Here is a 21835-nt window from a genome sequence, read left to right on the forward strand (position 1 = left end):
CGCGTGCCACGATGGGGGAATGGACGCCGTAACGTCTGCACCCGAACCGGTCAACGAGCCCGTGCGCACCTACGCGCCCGGCAGCGCCGAACGTGCCGCGCTGCAGGCCCGCGTCGCGGAGCTGGAGGGAACCACCCACGAGCTGACCATGACCATCGGCGGTCAGCAGCGGATGGGTGGCGGCGACCGGGTCGACGTCGTCCAGCCGCACGACCACCGGCACGTGCTCGGCGTGACGGCGAACGCGACCAACTCCGACGTCGCGGCGGCGATGCGGGCCGCCCAGCACGCCGCGCCGGGGTGGCAGGAGCTGCCGTTCGACGAACGCGCCGCGGTGCTGCTGCGGGCGGCCGACCTGCTTTCCGGGCCGTGGCGCGACACCCTGAACGCCGCCACGATCCTCGGGCAGTCGAAGTCCGTGCAGCAGGCCGAGATCGACTCGGCGTGCGAGCTGATCGACTTCCTGCGGTTCAACGTCCACTTCGGGCGCCGGATCCTGGCGGAGCAGCCGGTGTCGAGCCCCGGCGTGTGGAACCGGATGGACCACCGGCCGCTGGACGGGTTCGTCGTCGCGATCACGCCGTTCAACTTCACCGCCATCGCCGGCAACCTGCCGCTGGCGCCCGCGCTGATGGGCAACACGGTGGTGTGGAAGCCGTCGCCGACGCAGCAACTGGCCGCCCACTACACGATGCGCCTGCTGGAGGAGGCGGGGCTGCCACCGGGTGTGGTCAACCTCGTCACCGGTGACGGCCGGGCCGTGAGCGAGGTGGCGTTGCGCGACCGGTTCTTCGCCGGCCTGCACTTCACCGGTTCCACCCGCACGTTCAAGGCGCTGTGGCAGACCATGGCGAGCAACCTCGACCACTACCGCGCCTACCCGCGCATCGTCGGCGAGACCGGCGGCAAGGACTTCGTGCTGGCCCACGCCTCCGCCGACCCCGACGCCCTCGTGACCGGTCTGGTGCGCGGTGCTTTCGAGTACCAGGGCCAGAAGTGCTCGGCCGCCTCACGGGCGTACATCGCGCGTTCGTCGTGGGACAACGGTGTGCGCGACCAGCTGGTCGACCTCACGAAGACGCTGGCGTACGGCGACGTCACGGACCTGTCGGCGTTCGGCGGCGCGGTCATCGACCACCGCGCGTTCGCCAAGCACGAGGACGCGTTGCTGATGGCGTCCGCCTCCACCTCGGTCGACGTCCTGGCCGGCGGCACGTGCGACGACTCGGTCGGCTACTTCGTCGACCCGACCGTGCTGCTGGGCACCGACCCGCACCACGACATCTTCACCTCCGAGTACTTCGGCCCGATCCTCGCCGTGCACGTCTACGACGACGCGGACTACGAGCAGATCATGGGCGTCATCGACACCTCCACGCCGTACGCGCTGACCGGCGCCGTGTTCGCCCGCGACCGCGTCGCCGTGGAACAGGCCCACCGCGGGCTGCGGTTCGCGGCGGGCAACTTCTACGTCAACGACAAGCCGACCGGCGCCGTCGTGGGACAGCAGCCGTTCGGCGGGTCGCGCGGGTCGGGGACGAACGACAAGGCCGGGTCGATCTACAACCTGCAACGGTGGACGAGTCCGCGCGCCATCAAGGAAACGCTGGTGCCCCCGACCCGGCACGGCTATCCGCACATGGGCTAGCGGGCCCGCGGTGCCCAGCCCGTCGCCGCGGTGAGCTTGGTGCTCACGACCCGTTGCGAGCGCCCGAACACCGCCAGCGACGTCGCGAGCCTCCCGAACGCGCGCGGCAGCCGCGTGATGCCCAGGTCCCGCTTCAAGACCGGCGTGCCGACGTTGTAGACGCCCGCCGGCGCACCGAGAGCGGCGATGGCGGCGGCCGCCGCGTCGCCGGGGTGCACGACCGACATCCAGCCGTCGCCGACGAGCACCGGCGGCGACTGGGCGGCGCCGCCCACCAGCATCCCGAAGCGCAGGAAGACGCCGCCGGGGTGGCGCAGGACGTTGTGCTGCGCGGTCACCGAGCTGGCGATGTGACCGACGGGCTCGATGGGAGCGTTCTCGTCCAGCTCCCGGTCACCGCCGTCGGCGTACACGAACGAGATGCCCTCCTGCACCACGCGGCCCACGCCCGCCCGCAACGCCGCCTCGGCCACCGCGGCGCTGCCCCCGGTGCGGATGCGGTCGTTCTCGGCCCAGGCACCGGGCAGCACGGCCCTGGCGCTCAACGGGATGCGGGTGGCGAGGTTGAGGACGGCGTCGTAGCCGCTCAGCGCGGCCGTCAGCCCGGCGACGTCGAACAGCGAGGTGGTGTGCCGGTCGAGCACCCCGACCTCGTGGCCCGCCTCCCGCAGCCGCGGCAGAGCTTCCCGCCCGAGCACACCCGTCGCACCGATCACGAAAACCTTCATGACCGGTGGACGGGACAGCCTGCCGATTCGTGACAGCCCGGTTCGTGACCGTCCAATTCGTGACAGGCCGGTTCGTGACAGGTCAGCCGGTGGCGGGCAGCCGCTTCAGCGCGTTGCCCACCTTGCCGGTCGCGATCTGCACCTTCTGGTCCTGGTTGGCGCCTTCGAGGTGGACGACCACCGCGATCGTCTCGGTCCGCGACACCACGACCGTCGCCGTGCACTCCGACCCCGCGTTGCACGAGACCCACATCGAGTGACCGTCGACGAGCCCCTGGGGCTTCCGCGTCTCGTCGTACGGCCCGCCGATCGCGGCGAACACCCGCAGGTCCCCGGCCGTGCCGGTGCCGACCCGGTACTCGCACGATTTCGGCAGGCCCGCGAACGGCGCCGGTGCGCTGAACAGCGGTTCGTCGAAGTCCTTCGCCTCCAGCAACGCGCACGGGTCGAGGCCCGCGAGCTTGCGCGGTGTGTCGATGCGCGGCGACGTGGTGGTGGCCGTCGTCGTGGTGGTGGTCGTGGTCGTGGTCTGCACGGGCGGGGGAGCGGGCGTCGAGGCGCAGCCCGCGACCAGGATGACCGGCAGCAGGACGCGCTTCACCGCGGCAGCCGCTGCAATGCCTTCAACGCCAGGCCCTGCGTGGTCTGGCCGAGCACGTTGTCGTCCTCGCCCTGCTTGGTGACGCTCAACCCGAGCAGCTCGCCCTCGCGCACCTGCACCACGGCCTCGCACGCCGACGACGCGCACCGGCGGGTCATCGGCCGGTCCTCGACCACCGCGCCGTACCCGCCGCCGGTCTGCAGCCGCGCCGACTCCTGCTCGAACTTCGCCTCCAGCAGCTTCAGCGTCACCGTCGTCGAGCCGAACGCGAACGTGCACTCGCGCTCGCCCTTGGCGGTGCTGGTCAGCTCACCCGCGTCGCCGCCGCGCAGCAGCGTGCACGGGTCGGTGTCGGTGAACTTCGGGGGAGCGGGGTCGCCACCGCAGGCGCTCAGCAGCAGCACCAGGGCCAGAACTCGCTTCATGCACTTCCTTCTGCACTTGATCAGGGGGTCGGGGCTCAGTCCGTGTAGTCGTCCAGCCCGGCACGGGAGGCGAGCAGGCGGCGCAACGACGTCAACCGGCCCGGCGCGTCCGGAACGAGCTCGTCCAGCATGCAACCGGGGTCCTCGGGCGCACCCAGGTGGCCGCAGCCGGGCGGGCACTCCTCGGCGGCCTCCGCGAAGTCCGGGAAGGCCTTCACGATGTCGTCCGGCGTGATGTGGGCCAGGCCGAACGAGCGGATGCCCGGGGTGTCGACCACCCAGCCGCCGCCGGGCAGGCGCAGCGCGACGGCCTGGGTGGAGGTGTGCCGGCCCTTGCCGACGCCGGAGACGACGCCGACCGCGCGGTTGGCGTCCGGCACGAGCTTGTTGACCAGGGTGGACTTGCCGACGCCGGAGTGGCCGATCAGGCACGACACCGTGTTCGCCAGCCGTGCGCGCAGCTCGGCGGGTTCCTCGTCGGACCGGGTCACGATCACCGGCACGGCCAGCTCGGTGTAGAGCGCCAGCAGCTCCTCCGGCGAGGCCAGGTCCGACTTCGTGAGGCACAGCACCGGTTCCAGGCCACCGGCGTACGCGGCGACCAGGCAGCGGTCGATGAAACCGGTGCGCGGCGGGGGATCGGCCAGAGCGACGACCATGATGAGCTGGGAGGCGTTGGCGACGACGACGCGTTCGAACGGGTCGGTGTCGTCGGCGGTGCGGCGCAGCACCGAGGTCCGCTCCTCGACGCGCACGATGCGGGCCAGCGTGTCCGGCTGGCCCGACGTGTCACCGACGACGCCGACCTGGTCGCCGACCACCACGGGCGTGCGGCCGAGCTCGCGCGCACGCATCGCCGTGACGACGGCACCGGACTCCATCGCGCACGTCCACCGGCCCCGGTCGACGCCGATCACCATCGCGCTCTCGGCGTCGGCGTGCTCCGGCCGCCTCTTGCTGCGCGGCCGCGTGCCCTTGCCGGGGCGCACCCGCACGTCGGTCTCGTCGAGCTTGCGCCAGTCCTGCTTGCTCACCTCAACGCGCCCCCGTGAGCATGGTGGTCCACATTCCCGGGAAGTCCGGGATCGTCTTCGTCGTCGACCCGATGTCGTCCACCGCCACGCCCGGCACCACGAGCCCGATGATCGCGCCCGCGGTCGCCATCCGGTGGTCGGCATAGGCCTTCCACACCCCGCCGTGCAGCGGAGCCGGCTCGACCACCAGGCCGTCCTCGGTCTCGGAGGCGTTGCCGCCCAGCGCGTTGACCTCGTTCACCAGCGCGGCGATCCGGTCGGTCTCGTGGCCGCGGATGTGCGCGACACCGCGGATCACCGTGCGGCCCTCGGCCAGTGCCGCGAGTGCCACCACCGTGGGCGTCAGCTCGCTCTCGTCGCGCAGGTCGATGTCCACACCGGACAGCTTCGCGGGGCCGCGCACGGTCAGACCCCGTTCCGACAGCTCGACCGAGCAGCCCATGCGCGTGAGGATGCCGCGCACCGCGTCACCGGGCTGGGTGGTCTCGGCCGGCCAGCCGGGGATGGTCACCTCGCCGCCGGTCACCGCGGCCGCCGCCAGGAACACCGTCGCGTTGGACAGGTCCGGCTCCACGTGCCACGTCCGCGCGGCGATCGGGCCGGGCTCGACGTGCCACGTGCTGGTGCCGTCGGTCTCCACCGCGACCCCGACCGAACGCAGCGTCTGGACCGTCATGTCGATGTGCGGCAACGACGGCACGGGCTTGCCCGCGTGCCGCACCGTCACGCCCTTGTCGTAGCGCGCGGCCGACAGCAGCAGCCCGGACACGAACTGCGACGAGCCCGACGCGTCGATCGTGACCTCGCCGCCGGCCAGCGATCCGGTGCCGCGCAACGTGAACGGCAGCGCGTCGCCCTCGACCTCCGCACCGAGCCCGCGCAACGCCTCCAGCACGGTGCTCATCGGCCGCACGCGGGCGTGCGGGTCGCCGTCGAACCTGATCTCGCCCTCGGCCAGCGCGGCGGCCGGCGGCAGGAACCGCATGACCGTGCCCGCGAGCCCGCAGTCGACGTCGGCCGGTCCGCGCAGCGCGCCCGGCGTGACGTCCCAGCCGCCGTCGGCCCGGTCGGTGATCCCGACGCCGAGCGAGGTGAGCGCCTTCGCCATCAACGCGGTGTCGCGGCTGCGCAACGGCGCGTGCACCGCGGACGGCCCCTCGGCCAGCGCCGCGAGCACCAGGGCGCGGTTCGTGATCGACTTCGAGCCGGGCACCGGCACCGTGGAGTGGACTGGGCCGGGTGCGCTGGGGGCTGACCAGTGCTGAGTCATGCGCTGAATGATCCCGCATGCGGCCGGGGCGGCTCGCACAGGTGTTCCCGGCGTGCGACGATTGCGACTTCGGAGGTGATCGGTTTTGTGTGGTAGGTACGCCTCCACCAAGGACCCGGCGCTGCTCGCGGCCGAGTTCGAAGCGGTGGACGGGACCGGCGACGAGGCACCGGGACCCGACTACAACATCGCTCCCACCAAGCACGTCATGGCGGTGGTCGAGCGCAAACCCGAGGACGAGGAACTGGAGCGCAGCCTGCGGGTGATGCGCTGGGGCCTGGTCCCGCACTGGGCCAAGGACCTCTCCGGCGCGGCCAAGATGATCAACGCCCGCGCGGAGAGCGTGCTGAGCAAGCCCGCGTACAAGCAGTCGGCGATGAAGCGCCGGTGCATCATCCCCGCCGCAGGCTGGTACGAGTGGCAGCCGGGCGAGGGCCGCAAGCAGCCGTACTTCATCACGCTCGGGGACGACGTCTCGCTCGCGATGGCGGGCATCTGGTCCGTGTGGTGGAAGGACGACGTGCCGACCGTGACGTGCGCGGTGCTGACGACGGACGCCATCGGCGCGATGACCGAGGTGCACCACCGCATGCCGTTGCTGCTGCCGCACGACCGCTGGTCGGCGTGGCTCGACCCGGCGTCGCAGGACCCGGGCGAGCTGCTCGCACCCGACCCGTCGATCGTCGACGCGCTGGAGCTGCGCCCGGTCTCGACCGCGGTGAACAGCGTGAAGAACAACGGCCCGTCGCTCATGGACCGCGTCTCGCTCGCCGAGGACGAGAAGCCCGCACCCACGCTGTTCGAGCTGTCGTGAACACGCTGCTGGTGGACACACCGCACGGCCCCGCGCGGGCCTCACTGCACTGCGCCCACGAACCGCGGGCCGCACTGCTGCTCGGCCACGGCGCCGGTGGCGGCGTCGAGGCACCCGACCTGGTGGCCGCGTGCCACGCCGCGAACTCCGTCGGCGTGCACGTGGCACTGGTCGAACAGCCCTACCGCGTCGCCGGCCGCCGCGCCCCCGCCCCGGCGAAGCAGCTCGACACGGCGTGGCTGTCCGTGGTCGACGACCTGGGCGAACGCTGGTTCGACGGCCTGCCGCTGGTGTTCGGCGGCCGGTCGTCGGGTGCACGGGTGGCGTGCCGCACGAGCGTCGAGGGCCAGGCGGTCGCCGTGCTCTGCCTGGCGTTCCCGGTGCACCCGCCGGGCAAGCCGGAGAAGTCGCGGATGGCCGAGCTGGACGGCGTCGAGGTCGCCACCCTGGTCGTGCAGGGCGAGAACGACCCGTTCGGGCAGCCCGCCCGCGGCCACCGCCGCGAGGTCGTGCTGCTCCAGGGCGACCACTCGCTGAAGACGTCCGTCGCGGAGGTCGGCCGGTTCGTCGGCGAGTGGCTGGACCGCGTGCTGCGCCCCCTCGACTAAATCGCCTGCTCAACGCCGATCCGGGCATTACTGTCCGGCCCCATGACCCTTGTGGACGACCAAGACCGGCCCGAACCTCCGACGGACGGCGACGAGCTCGCCACCCTGACCGGGTTCCTGGAGTTCCAGCGCGCGACCCTCGCGTGGAAGGTCGGCGGGCTGAGCGCGCAGCAGCTCGCCCAGACCACCGCGAAGTCCGAGATGACCCTCGGCGGCCTGGTCAAGCACCTCGCGTACGTCGAACAGCACTGGTTCCACGTCGTGCTGCACGACCGCGAGCCGCTGGAGCCGTGGGCGAGCGTCGACTGGAAGGCCGACCACGACTGGGACTGGCACTCGGCCGCCGGCCACACCCCCGACGAGCTCGTGGCGTTGTGGCAGGACGAGGTCGGCCGCTCCCGCGCGGCCGTCGAGGAGGCGCTGCGGACCGGTGACCTCGGTCAGCCGGCCAGGCGCAAGCCGTGGCGCGGCGACGACCGGACCGTGAACCTGCGGTGGATCCTCACGCACATGGTCGAGGAGTACTCGCGCCACAACGGGCACGCCGACCTGCTGCGCGAGGCGATCGACGGCCAGACCGGCGAATGACGGCCACGTGACAACCCGGTGCGAACCGATCGCGTTTCCAGGGGTGCAAGCGGAAACACCAATCGAGACGTATTCGGGGAGAACACGTGAACTCGTTCCGCAACACCGCGCTGGCCCTGGCCGGCGCCGCCCTCCTGTCCACCGCGGTGCCGACCACGGCCCAGGCCGACGCCGCGCCGTGGTGCACCGGCGACGACCTGGTGATCACGGCCCACGACATGCGCCCGACGACGAACCCGGACAAGGGGCACGTCATCAGGTTCGCGGCTGCCGAGGGCGTCACCTGCACGATCGGCGGCAGCCTGAGCAACGTGCGGTTCCTCGACGCCGCGGGCCAGGACCTCGATGTTCCGCTGACCGGCGGCCAGGGCCCGTACACCGAGGCGACGGTCCACGGGATCTTCAGCGCCGTCGCCTACGTGGGCTCGCCGAAGAAGAGCGACACCGTGACGCCGGCATACGTTCGGTTCGACCTGCCGGGCAAGGGCAGCCTCGGTGCCCGGATCACCACGGCGTGGCCGTCGTGGATCGGCACGCCCGTGCGGTTCACGAACATCGGCTGGCCGGTGAGCTAGGTCGCTAGGCGCTGATCGAGGCCACCACGGCGTTCGTCAGCCGCACCAGCTCGGCCGGCGCGATCTCCACCTCGAGCCCGCGCCGGCCGGCACTGCAGAACACCGTCTCGAACTCCAGCGCGGAGGCGTCCACCACGACCGGCAGCCGCTTCTTCTGCCCCAGCGGTGAGATCCCGCCGGCCACGTACCCGGTGGCGCGCTCGGCGTCGGCGACGACGGCCATCTTCGCCTTCTTGCCCTTCAACGCCGCCGCCAGCGCCTTCAGGTCGAGTTGCACCGTCACGGGCACGACGCCGACCGCGAGCTTGCCGTCGACCTCGGCCACCAGCGTCTTGAACACCCGGCCCGGCACCAGCCCGAGCGCCTCCGCGGCCTCCAGGCCGTACGACTCGTGGCGGGGGTCGTGCTCGTACGAGTGCAAGGTGTGCGCCACCCGCTGCTTGTCCAGCAGCGCTGTGGCGGGGGTCCCACGTCCGGCCATGCGGAATTACTACCAGCACGACCGTGTTGGTCAGGACGTGGCTACGAACATGCTCGAGCGGCCCCGCGTAGAGTCAGCACCGACCCAGAACCTGTGGGAAGGGAGCGCGGTGCCCGCCACCGGCACAACGGAGACGACGGCGGAGCGCGCCGCGCGTTTCGAGCGCGATGCCATGCCGATGCTCGACCAGCTGTACTCGGCGGCGTTGCGCATGACCCGCAACCCGGCAGATGCCGAGGACCTCGTCCAGGAGACCTACCTCAAGGCCTACTCGGCGTTCGCGTCGTTCTCGGAGGGCACGAACCTCAAGGCCTGGTTGTACCGGATCCTGACGAACACCTACATCAACGGCTACCGCAAGAAGCAGCGTCAGCCACTGCAGCAGCCGACCGACGAGATCACGGACTGGCAGCTGGCGCAGGCGGAGAGCCACACCTCGTCCGGGCTGCGCAGCGCCGAGGTCGAGGCACTCGACAACCTGCCCGACAGCGACGTGAAGGAAGCATTGCAGCGGTTGCCGGAGGAGTTCCGGATCGCGGTCTACCTCGCCGATGTCGAAGGCTTCGCGTACAAGGAGATCGCAGACATCATGGGCACCCCGATCGGCACGGTGATGTCCCGGTTGCACCGGGGCCGCCGGCAGCTCCGCGACCTGCTCGCGGACACCGCACGTGAACGTGGCTTCCTGCGAGGCGGCAACGGAGACGCGTCATGAACTGCGGCGAACCCCACGAGACCGACTGCTCCGAGGTCCTCTCCGAGGTCTGGCTGTTCCTGGACCAGGAGTGCGACTCGTCGAGGCGCGCGGCCCTGCAGACGCACCTCGACGAGTGCCACCCCTGCCTGGAGCAGTTCGGCCTGGAGGAGCACCTCAAGGCGCTGCTCGCGCGCAAGTGCGGCGGGGATCACGCCCCGGCGGACCTGAAGGCCCGCATCCGCGCCACGATCGTGGAGATCCGCACCGAGGGCTGAGGCCCCCGCGTACACGAAAAGCCCTGGTCACCGTGGTGGTGTCCAGGGCTTTTCGCGGCACTCAGGCGTTGGGGCGCTTCCCTCGGTTAGCGCCACCCTTCTTGCGGTCGCGGCGCTTGCGGGCACGCTTCGACATCCGTGTCTCCTAAAATCGAACTACTTCAGCTTCCAGTGTGACATGGAGGAGTTCTGTCTACTCTCACGGACCTGCTGGCCGAGCACACGAAGCTCTCCGGCGCCGCCGTCGACCACCTCCAGCTGGTCGTCGCCGAGTGGCAGCTCCTCTCCGACCTCTCGTTCGCGGACTTCCTGCTCTGGGTGCCGCTGGACGGTCCCGGCGACACCTTCCTCTGCGTGGCGCAGGCCCGTCCCACGACGGCGCCGACGGCCCACCCCGAGGACGTGGTCGGCAGCGAGGTGCAGTCCGACGAGCACCCGCAGCTGCGCAGGGCGATGGACGAGTCGCGGATCTGCCGCGAGGAGGACCCGCGCTGGCACCTCGGCGTGCCGGTGCGGCGCGAGACCATCCCGGTGCGGCTGGGCCTGCAGGTCATCGCGGTGCTCAGCCGCAGCACGAACCTGGCCGTCCCGCGCGTGCCGTCGCCGTTGGAGATTTCCTACCTCGGCAGCGCGGCCGACCTGTGCCAGATGATCGCGGACGGCACGTTCCCCGCGCCGGAACCGTCACCGGACGTGCACACCAGCCCGCGCGTCGGCGACGGCCTGATCCGGCTCGACCCGTCCGGCGCGGTGGTGTTCGCCTCGCCGAACGCGCTGTCGGCCTACCACCGCATGGGCCACGCGTCCGACCTGGTCGGCGTGCACCTGGCGCCGCTCACGCGCAGCCTCATCGGCGACCCGTTCGACGCGACCGAGGTGGCGCAGCGGATCCGGCAGGCGCTGGACGGCCAGCCGTCGATGCGCATGGAGGCGGAGTCACGCCGGGGCGCCGCGGTGCTGTTCCGCTCGTTGCCCCTTCGGCCACGGGGACAGGCGGCCGGTGCGATCGTGCTGTGCCGCGACGTCACCGAGGTCCGCCGCCGTGACCGGGCGCTGATGTCGAAGGACGCCACGATCCGCGAGATCCACCACCGCGTGAAGAACAACCTGCAGACGGTGGCCGCCCTGCTGCGGCTGCAGAGCCGCCGCCTCACCAACCCGGAGGCCAAGGAGGCGCTCGCCGAGTCGGTGCGCCGGGTGACGTCGATCGCGCTCGTGCACGAGACGCTGTCGATGTCCGTCGACGAACGCGTCGACCTCGACGACGTCGTCGACAAGGTGATCCCGATGATGGGCGACGTGGCCGTCACCGAGACCCAGGTGAAGGTCCGCCGCGAGGGCGGGTTCGGCGTGGTCTCCTCCGAGATCGCGACCCCGCTCGTGATGGTGCTGACCGAGCTCGTGCAGAACGCCTTCGAGCACGCCTACGCCCCCGGCCAGCGCGGCGAGGTCGTCGTGCACAGCGAGCGGTCCGCGAAGTGGCTCGACGTGACGATCTCCGACGACGGCAAGGGCCTTCCGCCCGGTTTCTCCCTCGAACGCACCGATCGTCTCGGTCTGCAGATCGTTCGGACCCTCGTCGACTCCGAATTGAGAGGCTCGTTGAGCTTGCGACGGAGGCCCCGAGGCGGTACAGAGGCGGTCCTGCGCGTGCCGCTCAGAGGGCGGCGCTAAACTAACGCCGTGCACACGTGACGACCAGCCTCAGCGGTCTCACGTGGTCATGCGGGAGGGTGTGCAAACAAGAAAAGAGCCCGACACCTGGCACGGTGTCGGGCTCTTCTCAACTGTCGTTGTTCGCGGCCAACTGCCTTCTCAGGCGTTGCTGCGGGCCCGCGTGCGGGCGTTGCGGCGCTTGAGAGCGCGGCGCTCGTCCTCGCTCATCCCGCCCCAGACGCCGGCGTCCTGGCCGCTCTCGAGCGCCCACGCGAGGCAGTCGGAGACGACGGGGCAACGGCGGCAGACGGTCTTCGCCTCGGCGATCTGAAGCAGCGCGGGACCACTGTTCCCAACGGGGAAGAACAGCTCGGGGTCCTCGTCGCGGCAGATCGCGCGGTGGCGCCAGTCCATTGGAACTACTCCTCAGCCTTGGCGCGCACAAAGGCACGCCGGTTGTCAGCGGTCGTTTTGGGGTGCTTGTGAATGCTTTCACGAACGGCTGGGATGTCAAGGGGTTGGCACCAACCCGGTGAGTGAACTCACCCAAAAGATCGACAGCGTTCACCTGGGGTTTCACGCTCTGCTGTCACTCGATTGCTCTACATCCCGGATGGGTAGCGAGACGGTCACGAACTGATCACGGACCGTCATACCGCGCCGTTCGGGCGCCTGCGCCCGAACATCGGGGTTTGCGGGGTCGCCCCCGCAAAGTCATCCCGGCCGCGGCGGCTCGCGCTCTCCGCGAGCACACCTCAGCTGAGGACGGTCAACGCCTCGGGAACCGCTCGGAACTCCACCTGGGTCGTCGTGCCGAGGAAGTCGCCATCCACCTGCAGGTTGGCGGGTTCCTCGGACTTCACTCTGACATATTCGAGGTCGTCGCGCCGCACGAGTTTCTGACCTCTGGGATTCCCCGTCGTCAGGACTTGTGTGATGTAGCGCGCAACGGTCGGCACGCGCAGCGTCGTGAGGGCGGAAAGGCCCAGTCCGCCGTCGAACGACGTGCTCGGGTTGAGGTGGATGTCCTTGTCGCCGAAGTAAGTCCACGGGTCGGTGTTCGACACGAACACCATGCCGAGGTCGTCGAACCGCGGTTCGTCCGGCACCTCGACGGTGAAGTGCAGCGGAGTGCGAACTAGTTTCGCGTATGCCTTGAGCGCGACCGCCAGATAAAGCGCGGGACTCGCGTTGTGCCCCTTCGCGCGCTTGGCCTCCACGCCCGCGACGACGTCCGCGTCGAGCCCGACACCGGCGTTGAACGTGAACCAGCGGCCGTCCTCGATGACGTCGGCGAAGACCCGGCCGAGCCCGATGCGGCGGCTGGTGCCGTGCTCGATGGCCTGCAACAGGACGTGCGTGGCCTCGACGGGGTCGCGGGGGATGCCCAGCGCACCGGCGAAGACGTTCGCGGAACCGCCGGGGACGACCCCGAGCATCGGCTGGCCGGCGCGGGGGCCGCCGCGCAGGATGCCGTTGACCACCTCGTTGACCGTGCCGTCGCCGCCGTGGGCGATGACCAGGTCGAACCCGTCGTGCACCGCCTGCGCGGCCGCGTCGAGCGCGTGGCCGCGGTAGGAGGTCTCGACGATCTCCAGCTTCACGTCGGAGGCGAGTGCGTGGGCCAGCACGTCGCGCCCCGCCGGCGTCGTTGTAGTCGCCTGGGGGTTCACCACGAGAAGAGCGCGCACCAGTCGAGGGTAGGACAATGCGTGACCGCTCGCGGGTCGCGTGTCCTCCCTCAGGGCGACTCCAGCCTCACGAAAGTGGCGCAAATCTCCCTTCCGTTCGCGTCGCGTCAGCCCCGCAGACGAGTGCACCCCGGTCGACCGCCGGCTCGCTGAAGGCTCCCCAATCTTTCCCCGTGAGGTGTGCGCGAAGAGACCTCCAACCGGGTGGCCTACGATCCGTGACCAGTACAGAACGTGAGGAAAGGCCTCCTGTGACTACCGGTACCCCGGCCCCGCCGCGCGCGGTGCGGACCGCCGCAGTGCTCACCTTCCTGCAGGGGCTGGGCGGCATCGCGCTGGCCGGCGCGCTCGTCGTGCGGGTGCTGCAGGGAGCTCCCTCCGCAGGTCCGGTGCTCGGGGCCGCCGGCGTGCTGGTGCTGTGGTTCAGCGGGGTGATCTTCGCCTGCGTGATGTTGTTCCGCGGCCGGCAAGGCGCGCGCACGCCCGTGATCGTCACGCAGCTGCTGCTCCTGGGATGCGCCTGGTACGCCTACGGACCGTCGGAACAACCGCTGGCCGGCTCCCTCGGCGGCATCTACTGCTTCGTGGTGCTCGTGCTGCTGTTCACCCGCGACGGCCGCGAGTGGGCTCTCGGACTACCGACGTCCGAAGGAGACAAAGCCGACTAACGGAGGGTGGTCACAGTCACACGGCCGGGTGAAGCTGTCGGTGGTTGCTTAACCACTCCCTGCACTCACGAGGTGACCAACCATGCGTTTCATGACCGCGATCGCGGGCGCCTTCCTGGCGGCGCTCTCCCTCGCACCTGCGACGGCGACGGCCACGGCCGCGCCGGAAGAGCCCGGCATGTCGCCGATGATCATCGGTGGCAGCTACGCGTCGAACTTCCCCTACGCGGCCCGTCTGTTCGTCAACGGCCGGGAGAACTGCTCGGCCACGAAGATCGCTCCCACGTGGATCCTCACCGCGGAGCACTGCGTCGCCTCCGCCGGCACGTACACGTTCCGCGCCGGCAGCCTCGACCAGACCTCGGGCGGCCAGCTCGTCACCGGCACGCAGATCATCAAGCACCCGTCGGCCGACCTGGCCCTGGTGCGGGTCGGCACGTCGATGTCGGCGCCGTTCTCCCCGCTCGGCACGACGTCCGACGTGGCCGTCAACCAGACCGTGCAGCTCTACGGCTGGGGTGCGACCTGCACCAACCAGCCGGAGATCAACTGCCAGTCGCGCTACCTGAAGGTCGCGAACACCCGCGTCACCTCCGTCAACGGCAGTGACTACCGCGGTGGCGTCGCCATCGCGGTGACCCGCGTCGACGGCATCGCCGCCGGCGGCGACTCCGGTGGCCCGATGTTCGCCTCCGGCAAGCAGGTCGGCGTCGCCTCGACGTCCGACCGTTCGTCCCGCTCCAACTACACCGCGGTCACCCGCTACCGCTCCTGGATCCAGCAGTACGCGGGCGTCTGACCTGGTGAGTCACGCGGGGGCCCCACGTTCCCTTCACGGGCGCGTGGGGCCCCTGCGTGACCTGTGTAAGCACGTGCTTACGTCACCCTGCGTGTTCACTAATGGTGGATGGACACGAACGGAGTAGCCAGCTACCGTGCTGCCAGCGTTCGCGCCGCTCGGGAGCAGGGTGAGGTGCGCAGTGCAGGACGGCCCGCAGCGGGTGACGACAAACGGCAGTTCCGAGCGCCCAAATGCCGCTCGTCTCTTCGACTACTACCTCGGTGGCGCGCACAACTTCGCCGTTGACCGCGCACTGGCCGAGGCGACCATCCAGCAGTTCCCCGTCGCCGAGATGGCCCGCACGATCAGGTCGTTCTCCCGCCGCGTGGTGCGCTTCTGCGTGGAGGACCTGGGCATCCGGCAGTTCCTCGACCTCGGCAGCGGCATCCCCACCGCGGGCAACGTCCACGAGGTGGCCCACTCCGTCGACCCGTCGTGCCACGTCGTCTACGTCGACCACGACCCGGTGACCGTCGCCCACTCCCGCACCATGCTGCGCGACAACCTCAACGCCGCCATCGTCCAGGCCGACATCAACGACGTGGGCACCGTGCTGCGCGACCCCGAGACCCGGCGGCTGATCGACTTCGAGAAGCCGGTCGCCGTGCTGATGATCGGCATCCTCCCGTACGTCTACGACGAGCCGGCGGGCGTGGTGGCGCGCTACCGGGCCGCGATGTGCGAGGGCAGCCTGCTCGCGCTGACGCACCTGACGCGGGACGTCGAACCGGAGCTGGTCGACAAGCTCGTCAACCTGGCCGACGGCCTGGACACCCCGGTGGTGCCGCGCACGAAGCAGGACGTCGAGGAGTTCGTCTGCGGGCTCGAACTGCTCGAACCCGGCCTGGTGCTCGCCGCGAACTGGCGTGCGGACGGCGACCTGCCCGGCACCTCGGCGGCGGCCGACGCGTCGACCTACGGCGCGGTCGGCCTCATCTGCGGCTGACAAGCGGGCAGCGCACGTGGTCCTGCGTCGGGGGCGGCGGCTGCCGGTGTCTGAAACTCCATAAAAAGGATTTCACCGCGGACCGTGGTGAAGGCCGGGCCTGAAGTACAGGGTGACTTCGAGCCCGGCCTGGTGGTGCTCGGTCAGGTGCTCAGCCCTGGTACGCGGGCTGTCGGCCGGAGAGGGCCGCCGGGCCGCGGTACTGCGCGCCGCCGAAGGCGAGGATCGCGAAGCCGATGATGCTGAACAGCCAGAGGCCGACGATGCCGAAGACGGCGTCCTTGCCGAACGACTTGGCGATGTCGATCGCCAGGACCGCGAACACGACGATGTTGACGAACGGGATGAGCAGCAGGACGGTCCACCAGCCTGGACGCCCGCCGATCTTCGTCAGCACGTAGAAGTTGTAGATCGGGATGATCGACGCCCAGCCCGGCTGACCGGCCTTGGTGAAGACCTTCCACATCACGATGATGCCGATGACGGCGAAGACGAGGCCGATGATGCCGAACACCGCGAGGGTGCCGAACAGGGCTGCCTGGTCGGCATCGGTGAGAGTCGGCTGTGACGGGTCCACGGTCGTTCCTTCTTTCCACGCTTACCTGGTGCCGGGGGATCGGCGAGCGGGGACGCTGCCAGCACCGTGGACCCGTCCTCAGTGGAATTCCTGTTTCGTGAGCCTTTCGAGACCTTCCGTCAACCTTCAGCGTGCTGAGCCCAGCTCCCGCAGCGCCTCGTCGGCCACCCGCATGACGGTCCACTCGTCCATCGGTATGGCACCCAACGACTTGTAAAAGCCGATCGACGGCTCGTTCCAGTTCAGCACCCACCACTGCAGACGGGTGTATCCGCGGTCGATGCACTCCCGTGCCAGCACTTCGAGCAGCTGCTTGCCGAAGCCCTTGCCACGCTGCTCCGGCGTGACGTAGAGGTCTTCGAGGTAGATGCCGTGCACGCCGTCCCACGTGGAGAAGTTCAGGAACCACAACGCCATCCCGACGACCTGACCGTCCACTTCGGCCACATGGCCGAACAGCGCGGCGTGCTCGCTGAACAGCGCCGTGTGCAGCTGTTCGGCCGTGAGGTGGCACTGCTCCGGTGCGCGTTCGTACAGCGCGAGCTCGTGCACCAGCCCCACGACCGCGTCGACGTCACGCGGTTCCACCCGCCGGATCATCACACCTCCCAGGCAGGCACGTTCAGCCTGCGCACCTGCGGGTCGCCCCGCTCGTCACCCAGCTGGCAGGTGCCGGCCGGGTCCAGTCCGAAGTGGACGCCCTGGTCGGGCGCCAGGCCGAGCCACGCCGCGATCAGGACCCGGCTGAAGTGCCCGTGCCCGACCAGGACCACGTCACCGCCGGGCAGGATCTTGCGCACCTCGCCGAGCACCTTGCGGGCCCGCTCCTGCACCTCCGCGTGCGTCTCGCCGTTCGGCATCGGGTGCGTCCACACCGTCCAGCCCGGCACGCGCTCGCGGATCTGCGGCGTGGTGATGCCCTCGTAGTCGCCGTAGTCCCACTCGGCCAGGTCCTCGGTCGTCGCCGAGATCTCCAGCCCGGCGAGCTCCGCCGTCCTGGTGGCGCGCTGCCGCGGGCTCGTCAGCACGAGCGCGGGCGCCTGGTCCGTGGCTCTGAGCCGGGCGAGCGTGGCGCCCGCCCTGCGTGCCTGCTGCTCGCCCTCGGGCGTCAGCTCGATGTCGGTGCGTCCCGTGTGCCTGCCGCTCTCGGACCACTCGGTCTGGCCGTGGCGCAGCAGGTAGAGGTGGGTGCTCACCTGTTCGATCCTAAGGAGTGACCGGCACCACGTTTGGAGGAGTGCCCGTTCGCGGTACCCCGATCGCCATGACCGCCGAGCACCACGACCAGGGCGCACCCGACGAGGTGAACGCCCAGGAGATCCGCGCGGCGTTCGGAGTGCGGGTCGCGCGCATCCGGGCCGAGCTGACCTCGACCTGGAACAAGCTGAGCCAGAACGAGCGCGGCGGCGACGGCAGGAGTGAATGATCTTCCGCCGGTGCGCGAAATGTGCTGACCGGCGGGGTCCTGAAACACCGTGGTTCTGTTTCTGATGTCACGTAGGCGTCGTGAGCTGCTGTAACCCGCCATTGGTATGGCAAGTGGGCCGAACGGCGTAATACTCCCGTCTATTTTTCGTTTTGGTTGGCCAAATACTCACGCGCGTCGTCCGGGAATCGCTAGAACGGAGCGGACAGTCCTTTTCTGAGAGGACCCGCTCATGCGCCGCGCAGTCGCGCTCCTGTTACCCGCCCTGCTCATCGCCGTCGTCCCGGCGCAGCCCGCGTCCGCCGCGCCGGAACCGCCGGGCTTCTCGGTGGCCGGTGGCGTGATCCGCTGGATCTCGCCCCGCCCGCTGCCGGTGTCGGACGCCGGCGTCGAGTTCTGGGAGGGCGACCGGTTCCTCGGTTCCGCCGCGGAGTCGGCCGACCTGCGCACGTTCACGCTGCGGGCGCCGTCGCACCACCCCGCCAAGCTGGAGGTGCGGTCCTCCGGGCGCCGCATCGACGTCGAGGAGCCACCCGCCGCCACCCTCGGCGTGCCGGAGCTGCCCGCCGTGCAGCCGGAGGCCGCGGTCGACCCCGGCAAGCCCGGCTCGTACGCCACCACCCGTGGGGAGTACCGGCTCGACCCGGTCCGGTTGCCCGGTTACGCGCAGCCGATCGAGATGCAGGCCGTCGTCGTCGCGCCACAGGGTGCGCACGGCAAGCGGCCGCTGGTGTTGTTCCTGCACGGCCGGCACTACACCTGCTACAGCAAGACCGCTCCCGACGTGATGACCCTCAACTGGCCGTGCCCCGAGGGCCTGACGCCGGTGCCGAGCCACCGCGGCTACCTGAGGTCGCAGGAGCTGCTCGCGTCGCAGGGCTACGTGACGGTGTCGATCTCCGCCAACGGCATCAACGCCCAGGACGCCCAGACCGCCGACGCCGGCGCGCAGGCCCGTTCCTCCCTGGTGCGCCACCACCTGGCGAAGTGGGCCGACTGGTCCGCGCACCGCGACAGCGCGCCGGACCCGGTGCGCACCGCGCCCCCGGCCGACATGGCGAAGGTGCTGCTCGTCGGCCACTCCCGCGGCGGCGAGGGCGTGAACCGCGCCGCGACCGACAGCCTGACCCCACCACCTGGCGACACCGGCTTCTCCGGCCGGGTGCGCTGGTCGATCAGGGGTGACGTGCTGATCGGCCCGACGATCTTCGGCCACAACCCGGCACCGGACGTCCCCTCGGTGACGCTGCTGCCCGGCTGCGACGGCGACGTCTCCGACCTGCAGGGCCAGCTGTTCGTCGACCAGACCCGCGGCGTGAGCCGTGACGTCGCACTGCACAGCGCCCTGTACGTGGTGGGCGCCAACCACAACTTCTACAACAGCGAATGGACCCCCGGTCAGTCCGAGGCCCCCGCGACCGACGACTTCTTCAACCCCGGCACCGACCCGGTGTGCGCACCCGGCACCCCCACCCGCCTGACCGCCGACCAGCAGCAGGTCCAGGGCGCCACCTACACCGCGGCCGCCGCGCACCTGTTCCTCTCCCGCGACGAACGCGTCCTGCCACTGCTCGACGGCTCCGGCGTGCGCGCCCCGTCCGCCGACCCGGCCCGCGTCCTCGCACACGCCGTGGGCGGCGCCCGCAAGCCACTGGTCGTGCCCTCCGCCACGACCACCGCGTCCGGCAGCGCCAGGGTGTGCCTGGAGGTGAGCACCGACCCCGCCACCGCCTGCGGCCCCCGTTCCCCGCACTTCGTCGGCCTGCGCGGCGTCGGCACCCAGCCCGAACGCCTCGCCGTGGCCCTGCGCTGGTCCACGCCCGGTCAGCCCGGCGTGATCGCCCTCCCGGCACCGGTCGCACTGGCGGGCTCCCGTTCGCTGGCACTGCGCCTCGCCGTCCCCGCGAACACCCCGGCAACCTCCTTCGAGGTCTTCGTGACCGACCCCTCCGGCCGCCGCTCCCTGGGCTCCGTCTCGTTGACCGGCCTGCCCGGCTCGAACCGCACGAGCGCGTTGTGGGCCCAGGAGGTCCGCGTGCCACTGCCCACCACCCTGGGCCGCGTCTCGGCGCTGGAACTCGTCCCGACCTCCGCGTCAGGCGAGGCCTGGCTGATCGACGCCCACGGCTGGACCGCCGGCCTCCCGCCGGTGCCACCCTCGACCCTGGGCCGCGCCGACGCCGAACTGCTCTCCGTCGCGGAAGGCGACTCGGGCACGAGGACGTACACCCTCGCGGTCACCGCGACCGGCACGGGCACCCGCACCCTGCGTGTGTTCTTCACCGAAGGCACGGGCACCACCATCACCAGCCGCCTGGTGACCCTCCACCCCGGCGAACACCGCACGGAGGTACCGATCTCCGCCACCGGCAACACCCGCTGGGGCACCGACCTGCTCCGCCCCGTGGCGGTGCAGGCCATCCACAACGTCGTCGCCGGCGCCGCCATCGGCGGCCTCCTGCTCCGCAACGACGACCCGGTGCCCACCATCACCGCCACCCCGCTCGCCGCCAACGTGACCGAGGGCATGCCACTGCGCTGGCGGCTGACGTTGTCCGAACCCGCCGACGCCGCGGTGGTGCTGGCGGGCCTGCCCGTGCCGCCCGCGGGCGCCACCGAACTGTCCACAACGGACGTCGACGCCGACTGGTTCGTCACCAACTCCGGTGAGCCGGTGCTGCCCGAACGCCCGTTGTCGCAGACCCAGCTCGGGGTGTTCGTGTTCTTCGCGGCGGGGCAGACGACGACCGAGGTCGCGGTGCCGACGGTGACCGATGGCGTTGCCGAGGGGGAGGAGCAGGTGCGGTTGCGGTTCGAGGGGCTGCAGCCGGTGGAGCTGGCGAGGTTCGAGGTGGTGGGCTCGGTGCAGGACGCGGCCTGACCTGCGCCGATGCCACCTCCCAGTGCGAGACGCCAGCTGAGTGACAGACTCGATGCATGATCGCGCCGAACGAGCCGCGACGGCTCGTGCTCTGGGACATCGACCACACGTTGCTCGAGTCTGGCGGCATGGGGCGGGAGATGTACGAGCGAGCGGTTCCGGCGGCGATCGGCCGGCCGTTCCGGCAGCTTGCTGATGTGAGCGGCCGGACCGAGCTGGACATCATCGCCGAGACTTTGAAGCTCCACGGCGTCGAGCCGACCGACGCGGCGGTGAGCAGGCTGGTGAACGCGCTCATCGACAGCTACGAGGCCGGCCGTGATGAGTTCGCGTCGCGAGCGCGGGTGCTGCCGGGAGCGCGGGAGGTCTTGGAGGTCTTGGCCGGTGAGCCGGGCGTTCACCAAGGGGTGCTAACGGGGAACCTTCGGACCGTCGCGCGGATCAAGCTGGTTGCGCTCGGGCTGGAACAGTTCCTTGATCTGGAGACGAGTGCTTACGGCGACGACCATGTCGACCGGGTGGAGTTGGTGGCGATTGCCAGGGAGCGCGCTGCTCGGCAGCTCGACACACCGTTCGCCCCGGCCGGCACAGTGCTCATAGGGGACACTCCGCGGGATGTGATCGTGGCTCTGATCGCAGGCGTGCAGGTCATTGCTGTGGCGACTGGACGCAGCAGCGTTGAAGAGTTGGAAGCGGCCGGAGCCGGGAATGTGCTTACGGACCTGACGAACACCGACCAGTTGGTGCGGTTGGTCAGGGGGTAGAGCAGCCGCGTGACGATCGCGGTCGCTGACCGCCGATCTCAGGTCCACGACCTTCTCCGCTCAGCTTCAGCGTTGGCTGACAGCTGACTGGCGTGCGAACGGACGAAAAACGACGCTGACCTGCGGAAGAGATCTCCGCAGGTCAGCGTCGTCTACAAGGCTACGGGCTCAGCCCTGCTTGGTCTCCCAGAAGATCTTGTCGATCTGCGCGATCAGGTCCAGCAGCTGCTGGCCCGTCGCCGGGTCCATCGAGCCCTTGGTGCCCGACGCACCCGCGGCCTTGGTGGCGCGGTTGAACAGGTCGTGCAGCTCGGGGTACTTCTCGAAGTGCGGCGGCTTGAAGTAGTCCGTCCACAGCACCCACAGGTGGTGCTTGACGAGCTCGCTGCGCTGTTCCTTGATCAGGACGGCGCGCTCCCGGAACTCCGGGTCCTCGTTGGCCTGGTACTTCTCCTGGACCGCCTTGATCGACTCGGCCTCGATGCGGGCCTGCGCCGGGTCGTAGACGCCGCAGGGCAGGTCGCAATGCGCGGTTGCCTCGACGCGCGGGCGGAGAATGCGCGACACGAGTCGCATCGTTCCTCCCAGAGTGAAAACAGTGGATGCTCCGACAAGGAGACCCTACTCCGGCTGACCGAAGG

General features: G+C 70.3%; 27 protein-coding genes. 14 read left to right on the plus strand and 13 right to left on the minus strand.

The features are described 5' to 3' along the window. The first annotated feature begins 19 nt into the window (after nucleotides 1–19). Entirely contained in the window at nucleotides 20–1648 is a 1629-nt protein-coding gene (pruA, locus tag ADL03_RS26385; RefSeq protein ID WP_053736243.1) for an L-glutamate gamma-semialdehyde dehydrogenase, read from the plus strand. On the opposite strand, the gene ADL03_RS26390 is transcribed toward pruA, so the two are convergent. The 5 genes from ADL03_RS26390 to aroA form a co-directional block, all read right to left on the minus strand. Beyond that, a complete protein-coding gene (locus ADL03_RS26390) occupies nucleotides 1645–2376 on the minus strand; it encodes an NAD(P)-dependent oxidoreductase (RefSeq protein WP_053736244.1) in 732 nt (243 codons plus the stop codon). The genes pruA and ADL03_RS26390 overlap by 4 nt on opposite strands. A gap of 82 nt (nucleotides 2377–2458) precedes the next feature. Next, a complete protein-coding gene (locus ADL03_RS26395; protein ID WP_053736245.1) occupies nucleotides 2459–2977 on the minus strand; it encodes a DUF3558 family protein in 519 nt (172 codons plus the stop codon). Beyond that, nucleotides 2974–3402: a hypothetical protein gene (locus ADL03_RS48760; RefSeq protein ID WP_053736246.1), complete on the minus strand. Its 429-nt coding sequence runs from the start codon at nucleotides 3400–3402 to the stop codon at nucleotides 2974–2976. Before ADL03_RS48760 ends, ADL03_RS26395 begins: the two co-directional genes overlap by 4 nt. Nucleotides 3403–3437: 35 nt before the next feature. Next, nucleotides 3438–4436 carry a ribosome small subunit-dependent GTPase A gene (rsgA, locus tag ADL03_RS26405; protein ID WP_053736247.1) on the minus strand — a complete coding sequence of 333 codons (999 nt, stop codon included), beginning with the start codon at nucleotides 4434–4436 and terminating at the stop codon, nucleotides 3438–3440. Nucleotide 4437: 1 nt separating this feature from the next. Beyond that, a complete protein-coding gene (gene aroA / locus ADL03_RS26410) occupies nucleotides 4438–5706 on the minus strand; it encodes a 3-phosphoshikimate 1-carboxyvinyltransferase (RefSeq protein WP_053736248.1) in 1269 nt (422 codons plus the stop codon). A gap of 85 nt (nucleotides 5707–5791) precedes the next feature. On the opposite strand from aroA, the gene ADL03_RS26415 reads away from it, so the two are divergent. From ADL03_RS26415 to ADL03_RS26430, 4 genes are all read left to right on the plus strand, one after another. After that, nucleotides 5792–6520 (plus strand): SOS response-associated peptidase, encoded by a 729-nt coding sequence (locus tag ADL03_RS26415; RefSeq protein ID WP_053736249.1) that lies wholly within the window; start codon nucleotides 5792–5794, stop codon nucleotides 6518–6520. Further along, nucleotides 6517–7128: an alpha/beta family hydrolase gene (locus tag ADL03_RS26420; protein ID WP_053736250.1), complete on the plus strand. Its 612-nt coding sequence runs from the start codon at nucleotides 6517–6519 to the stop codon at nucleotides 7126–7128. Before ADL03_RS26415 ends, ADL03_RS26420 begins: the two co-directional genes overlap by 4 nt. 42 nt (nucleotides 7129–7170) lie before the next feature. Then, the gene (locus ADL03_RS26425; RefSeq protein ID WP_053736251.1) at nucleotides 7171–7716 is read left to right on the plus strand and encodes a DinB family protein; all 546 of its coding nucleotides are present in this window, start codon (nucleotides 7171–7173) and stop codon (nucleotides 7714–7716) included. An 86-nt stretch (nucleotides 7717–7802) separates the two neighbouring features. Further along, nucleotides 7803–8291: a hypothetical protein gene (locus ADL03_RS26430; RefSeq protein ID WP_053736252.1), complete on the plus strand. Its 489-nt coding sequence runs from the start codon at nucleotides 7803–7805 to the stop codon at nucleotides 8289–8291. 4 nt (nucleotides 8292–8295) lie between these two features. On the opposite strand, the gene ybaK is transcribed toward ADL03_RS26430, so the two are convergent. After that, nucleotides 8296–8772 (minus strand): Cys-tRNA(Pro) deacylase, encoded by a 477-nt coding sequence (gene ybaK / locus ADL03_RS26435; RefSeq protein WP_053736253.1) that lies wholly within the window; start codon nucleotides 8770–8772, stop codon nucleotides 8296–8298. 49 nt (nucleotides 8773–8821) lie between these two features. On the opposite strand from ybaK, the gene ADL03_RS26440 reads away from it, so the two are divergent. Together ADL03_RS26440 and rsrA are read left to right on the plus strand one after the other, a co-directional pair. Next, a complete protein-coding gene (locus tag ADL03_RS26440; protein ID WP_197288671.1) occupies nucleotides 8822–9487 on the plus strand; it encodes a sigma-70 family RNA polymerase sigma factor in 666 nt (221 codons plus the stop codon). Then, entirely contained in the window at nucleotides 9484–9744 is a 261-nt protein-coding gene (gene rsrA / locus ADL03_RS26445) for a mycothiol system anti-sigma-R factor (RefSeq protein WP_053736255.1), read from the plus strand. Before ADL03_RS26440 ends, rsrA begins: the two co-directional genes overlap by 4 nt. Before the next feature lie 61 nt (nucleotides 9745–9805). Here rsrA and ADL03_RS50865 read toward each other — a convergent pair whose 3' ends face one another. Next, entirely contained in the window at nucleotides 9806–9880 is a 75-nt protein-coding gene (locus ADL03_RS50865) for a 50S ribosomal protein bL37 (RefSeq protein ID WP_369809028.1), read from the minus strand. A 53-nt stretch (nucleotides 9881–9933) separates the two neighbouring features. Here ADL03_RS50865 and ADL03_RS26450 point away from each other — a divergent pair, with 53 nt between their 5' ends. Further along, nucleotides 9934–11418, plus strand: a complete 1485-nt coding sequence (locus tag ADL03_RS26450) for a PAS domain-containing sensor histidine kinase (protein ID WP_053736256.1) — start codon at nucleotides 9934–9936, stop codon at nucleotides 11416–11418. A 141-nt stretch (nucleotides 11419–11559) separates the two neighbouring features. Here ADL03_RS26450 and ADL03_RS26455 read toward each other — a convergent pair whose 3' ends face one another. Both ADL03_RS26455 and ADL03_RS26460 read right to left on the minus strand, forming a co-directional pair. Beyond that, nucleotides 11560–11814: a WhiB family transcriptional regulator gene (locus ADL03_RS26455; RefSeq protein WP_015104912.1), complete on the minus strand. Its 255-nt coding sequence runs from the start codon at nucleotides 11812–11814 to the stop codon at nucleotides 11560–11562. 341 nt (nucleotides 11815–12155) lie between these two features. Then, nucleotides 12156–13091, minus strand: a complete 936-nt coding sequence (locus ADL03_RS26460; protein ID WP_053736257.1) for a diacylglycerol kinase family protein — start codon at nucleotides 13089–13091, stop codon at nucleotides 12156–12158. A 251-nt stretch (nucleotides 13092–13342) separates the two neighbouring features. On the opposite strand from ADL03_RS26460, the gene ADL03_RS26465 reads away from it, so the two are divergent. The 3 genes from ADL03_RS26465 to ADL03_RS26475 all read left to right on the plus strand — a co-directional run bounded on the left by ADL03_RS26465 (nucleotide 13343) and on the right by ADL03_RS26475 (nucleotide 15546). Next, a complete protein-coding gene (locus tag ADL03_RS26465) occupies nucleotides 13343–13759 on the plus strand; it encodes a hypothetical protein (RefSeq protein WP_063798715.1) in 417 nt (138 codons plus the stop codon). Nucleotides 13760–13841: 82 nt separating this feature from the next. After that, nucleotides 13842–14558, plus strand: a complete 717-nt coding sequence (locus ADL03_RS26470; protein ID WP_053736259.1) for a trypsin-like serine protease — start codon at nucleotides 13842–13844, stop codon at nucleotides 14556–14558. 169 nt (nucleotides 14559–14727) lie between these two features. Continuing rightward, nucleotides 14728–15546: an SAM-dependent methyltransferase gene (locus tag ADL03_RS26475; RefSeq protein ID WP_053736293.1), complete on the plus strand. Its 819-nt coding sequence runs from the start codon at nucleotides 14728–14730 to the stop codon at nucleotides 15544–15546. Nucleotides 15547–15697: 151 nt separating this feature from the next. On the opposite strand, the gene ADL03_RS26480 is transcribed toward ADL03_RS26475, so the two are convergent. The 3 genes from ADL03_RS26480 to ADL03_RS26490 form a co-directional block, all read right to left on the minus strand. Beyond that, complete coding sequence (locus ADL03_RS26480) at nucleotides 15698–16123, minus strand: DUF5684 domain-containing protein (RefSeq protein ID WP_063798716.1); 426 nt, start codon at nucleotides 16121–16123, stop codon at nucleotides 15698–15700. Between the two features lie 126 nt (nucleotides 16124–16249). Further along, nucleotides 16250–16723 (minus strand): GNAT family N-acetyltransferase, encoded by a 474-nt coding sequence (locus ADL03_RS26485; RefSeq protein ID WP_053736295.1) that lies wholly within the window; start codon nucleotides 16721–16723, stop codon nucleotides 16250–16252. Then, complete coding sequence (locus tag ADL03_RS26490) at nucleotides 16723–17319, minus strand: histidine phosphatase family protein (protein ID WP_053736260.1); 597 nt, start codon at nucleotides 17317–17319, stop codon at nucleotides 16723–16725. The genes ADL03_RS26485 and ADL03_RS26490 overlap by 1 nt, the downstream gene beginning before the upstream one ends. A 68-nt stretch (nucleotides 17320–17387) precedes the next feature. On the opposite strand from ADL03_RS26490, the gene ADL03_RS47390 reads away from it, so the two are divergent. From ADL03_RS47390 to ADL03_RS26500, 3 genes are all read left to right on the plus strand, one after another. Beyond that, nucleotides 17388–17549, plus strand: coding sequence for a hypothetical protein (locus tag ADL03_RS47390; RefSeq protein ID WP_157529251.1), 162 nt, complete (start codon nucleotides 17388–17390; stop codon nucleotides 17547–17549). A gap of 232 nt (nucleotides 17550–17781) precedes the next feature. Further along, nucleotides 17782–20430: a S9 family peptidase gene (locus ADL03_RS26495; protein ID WP_053736261.1), complete on the plus strand. Its 2649-nt coding sequence runs from the start codon at nucleotides 17782–17784 to the stop codon at nucleotides 20428–20430. Nucleotides 20431–20486: 56 nt separating this feature from the next. Next, the gene (locus ADL03_RS26500; protein ID WP_053736262.1) at nucleotides 20487–21194 is read left to right on the plus strand and encodes a haloacid dehalogenase-like hydrolase; all 708 of its coding nucleotides are present in this window, start codon (nucleotides 20487–20489) and stop codon (nucleotides 21192–21194) included. Between the two features lie 168 nt (nucleotides 21195–21362). Here ADL03_RS26500 and sodN read toward each other — a convergent pair whose 3' ends face one another. Then, nucleotides 21363–21770 (minus strand): superoxide dismutase, Ni, encoded by a 408-nt coding sequence (gene sodN, locus ADL03_RS26505; protein ID WP_053736263.1) that lies wholly within the window; start codon nucleotides 21768–21770, stop codon nucleotides 21363–21365. Nucleotides 21771–21835 lie beyond the last annotated feature (65 nt).

This window comes from Nocardia sp. NRRL S-836 (genome assembly GCF_001279525.1).
Classification (GTDB): domain Bacteria; phylum Actinomycetota; class Actinomycetes; order Mycobacteriales; family Pseudonocardiaceae; genus Lentzea.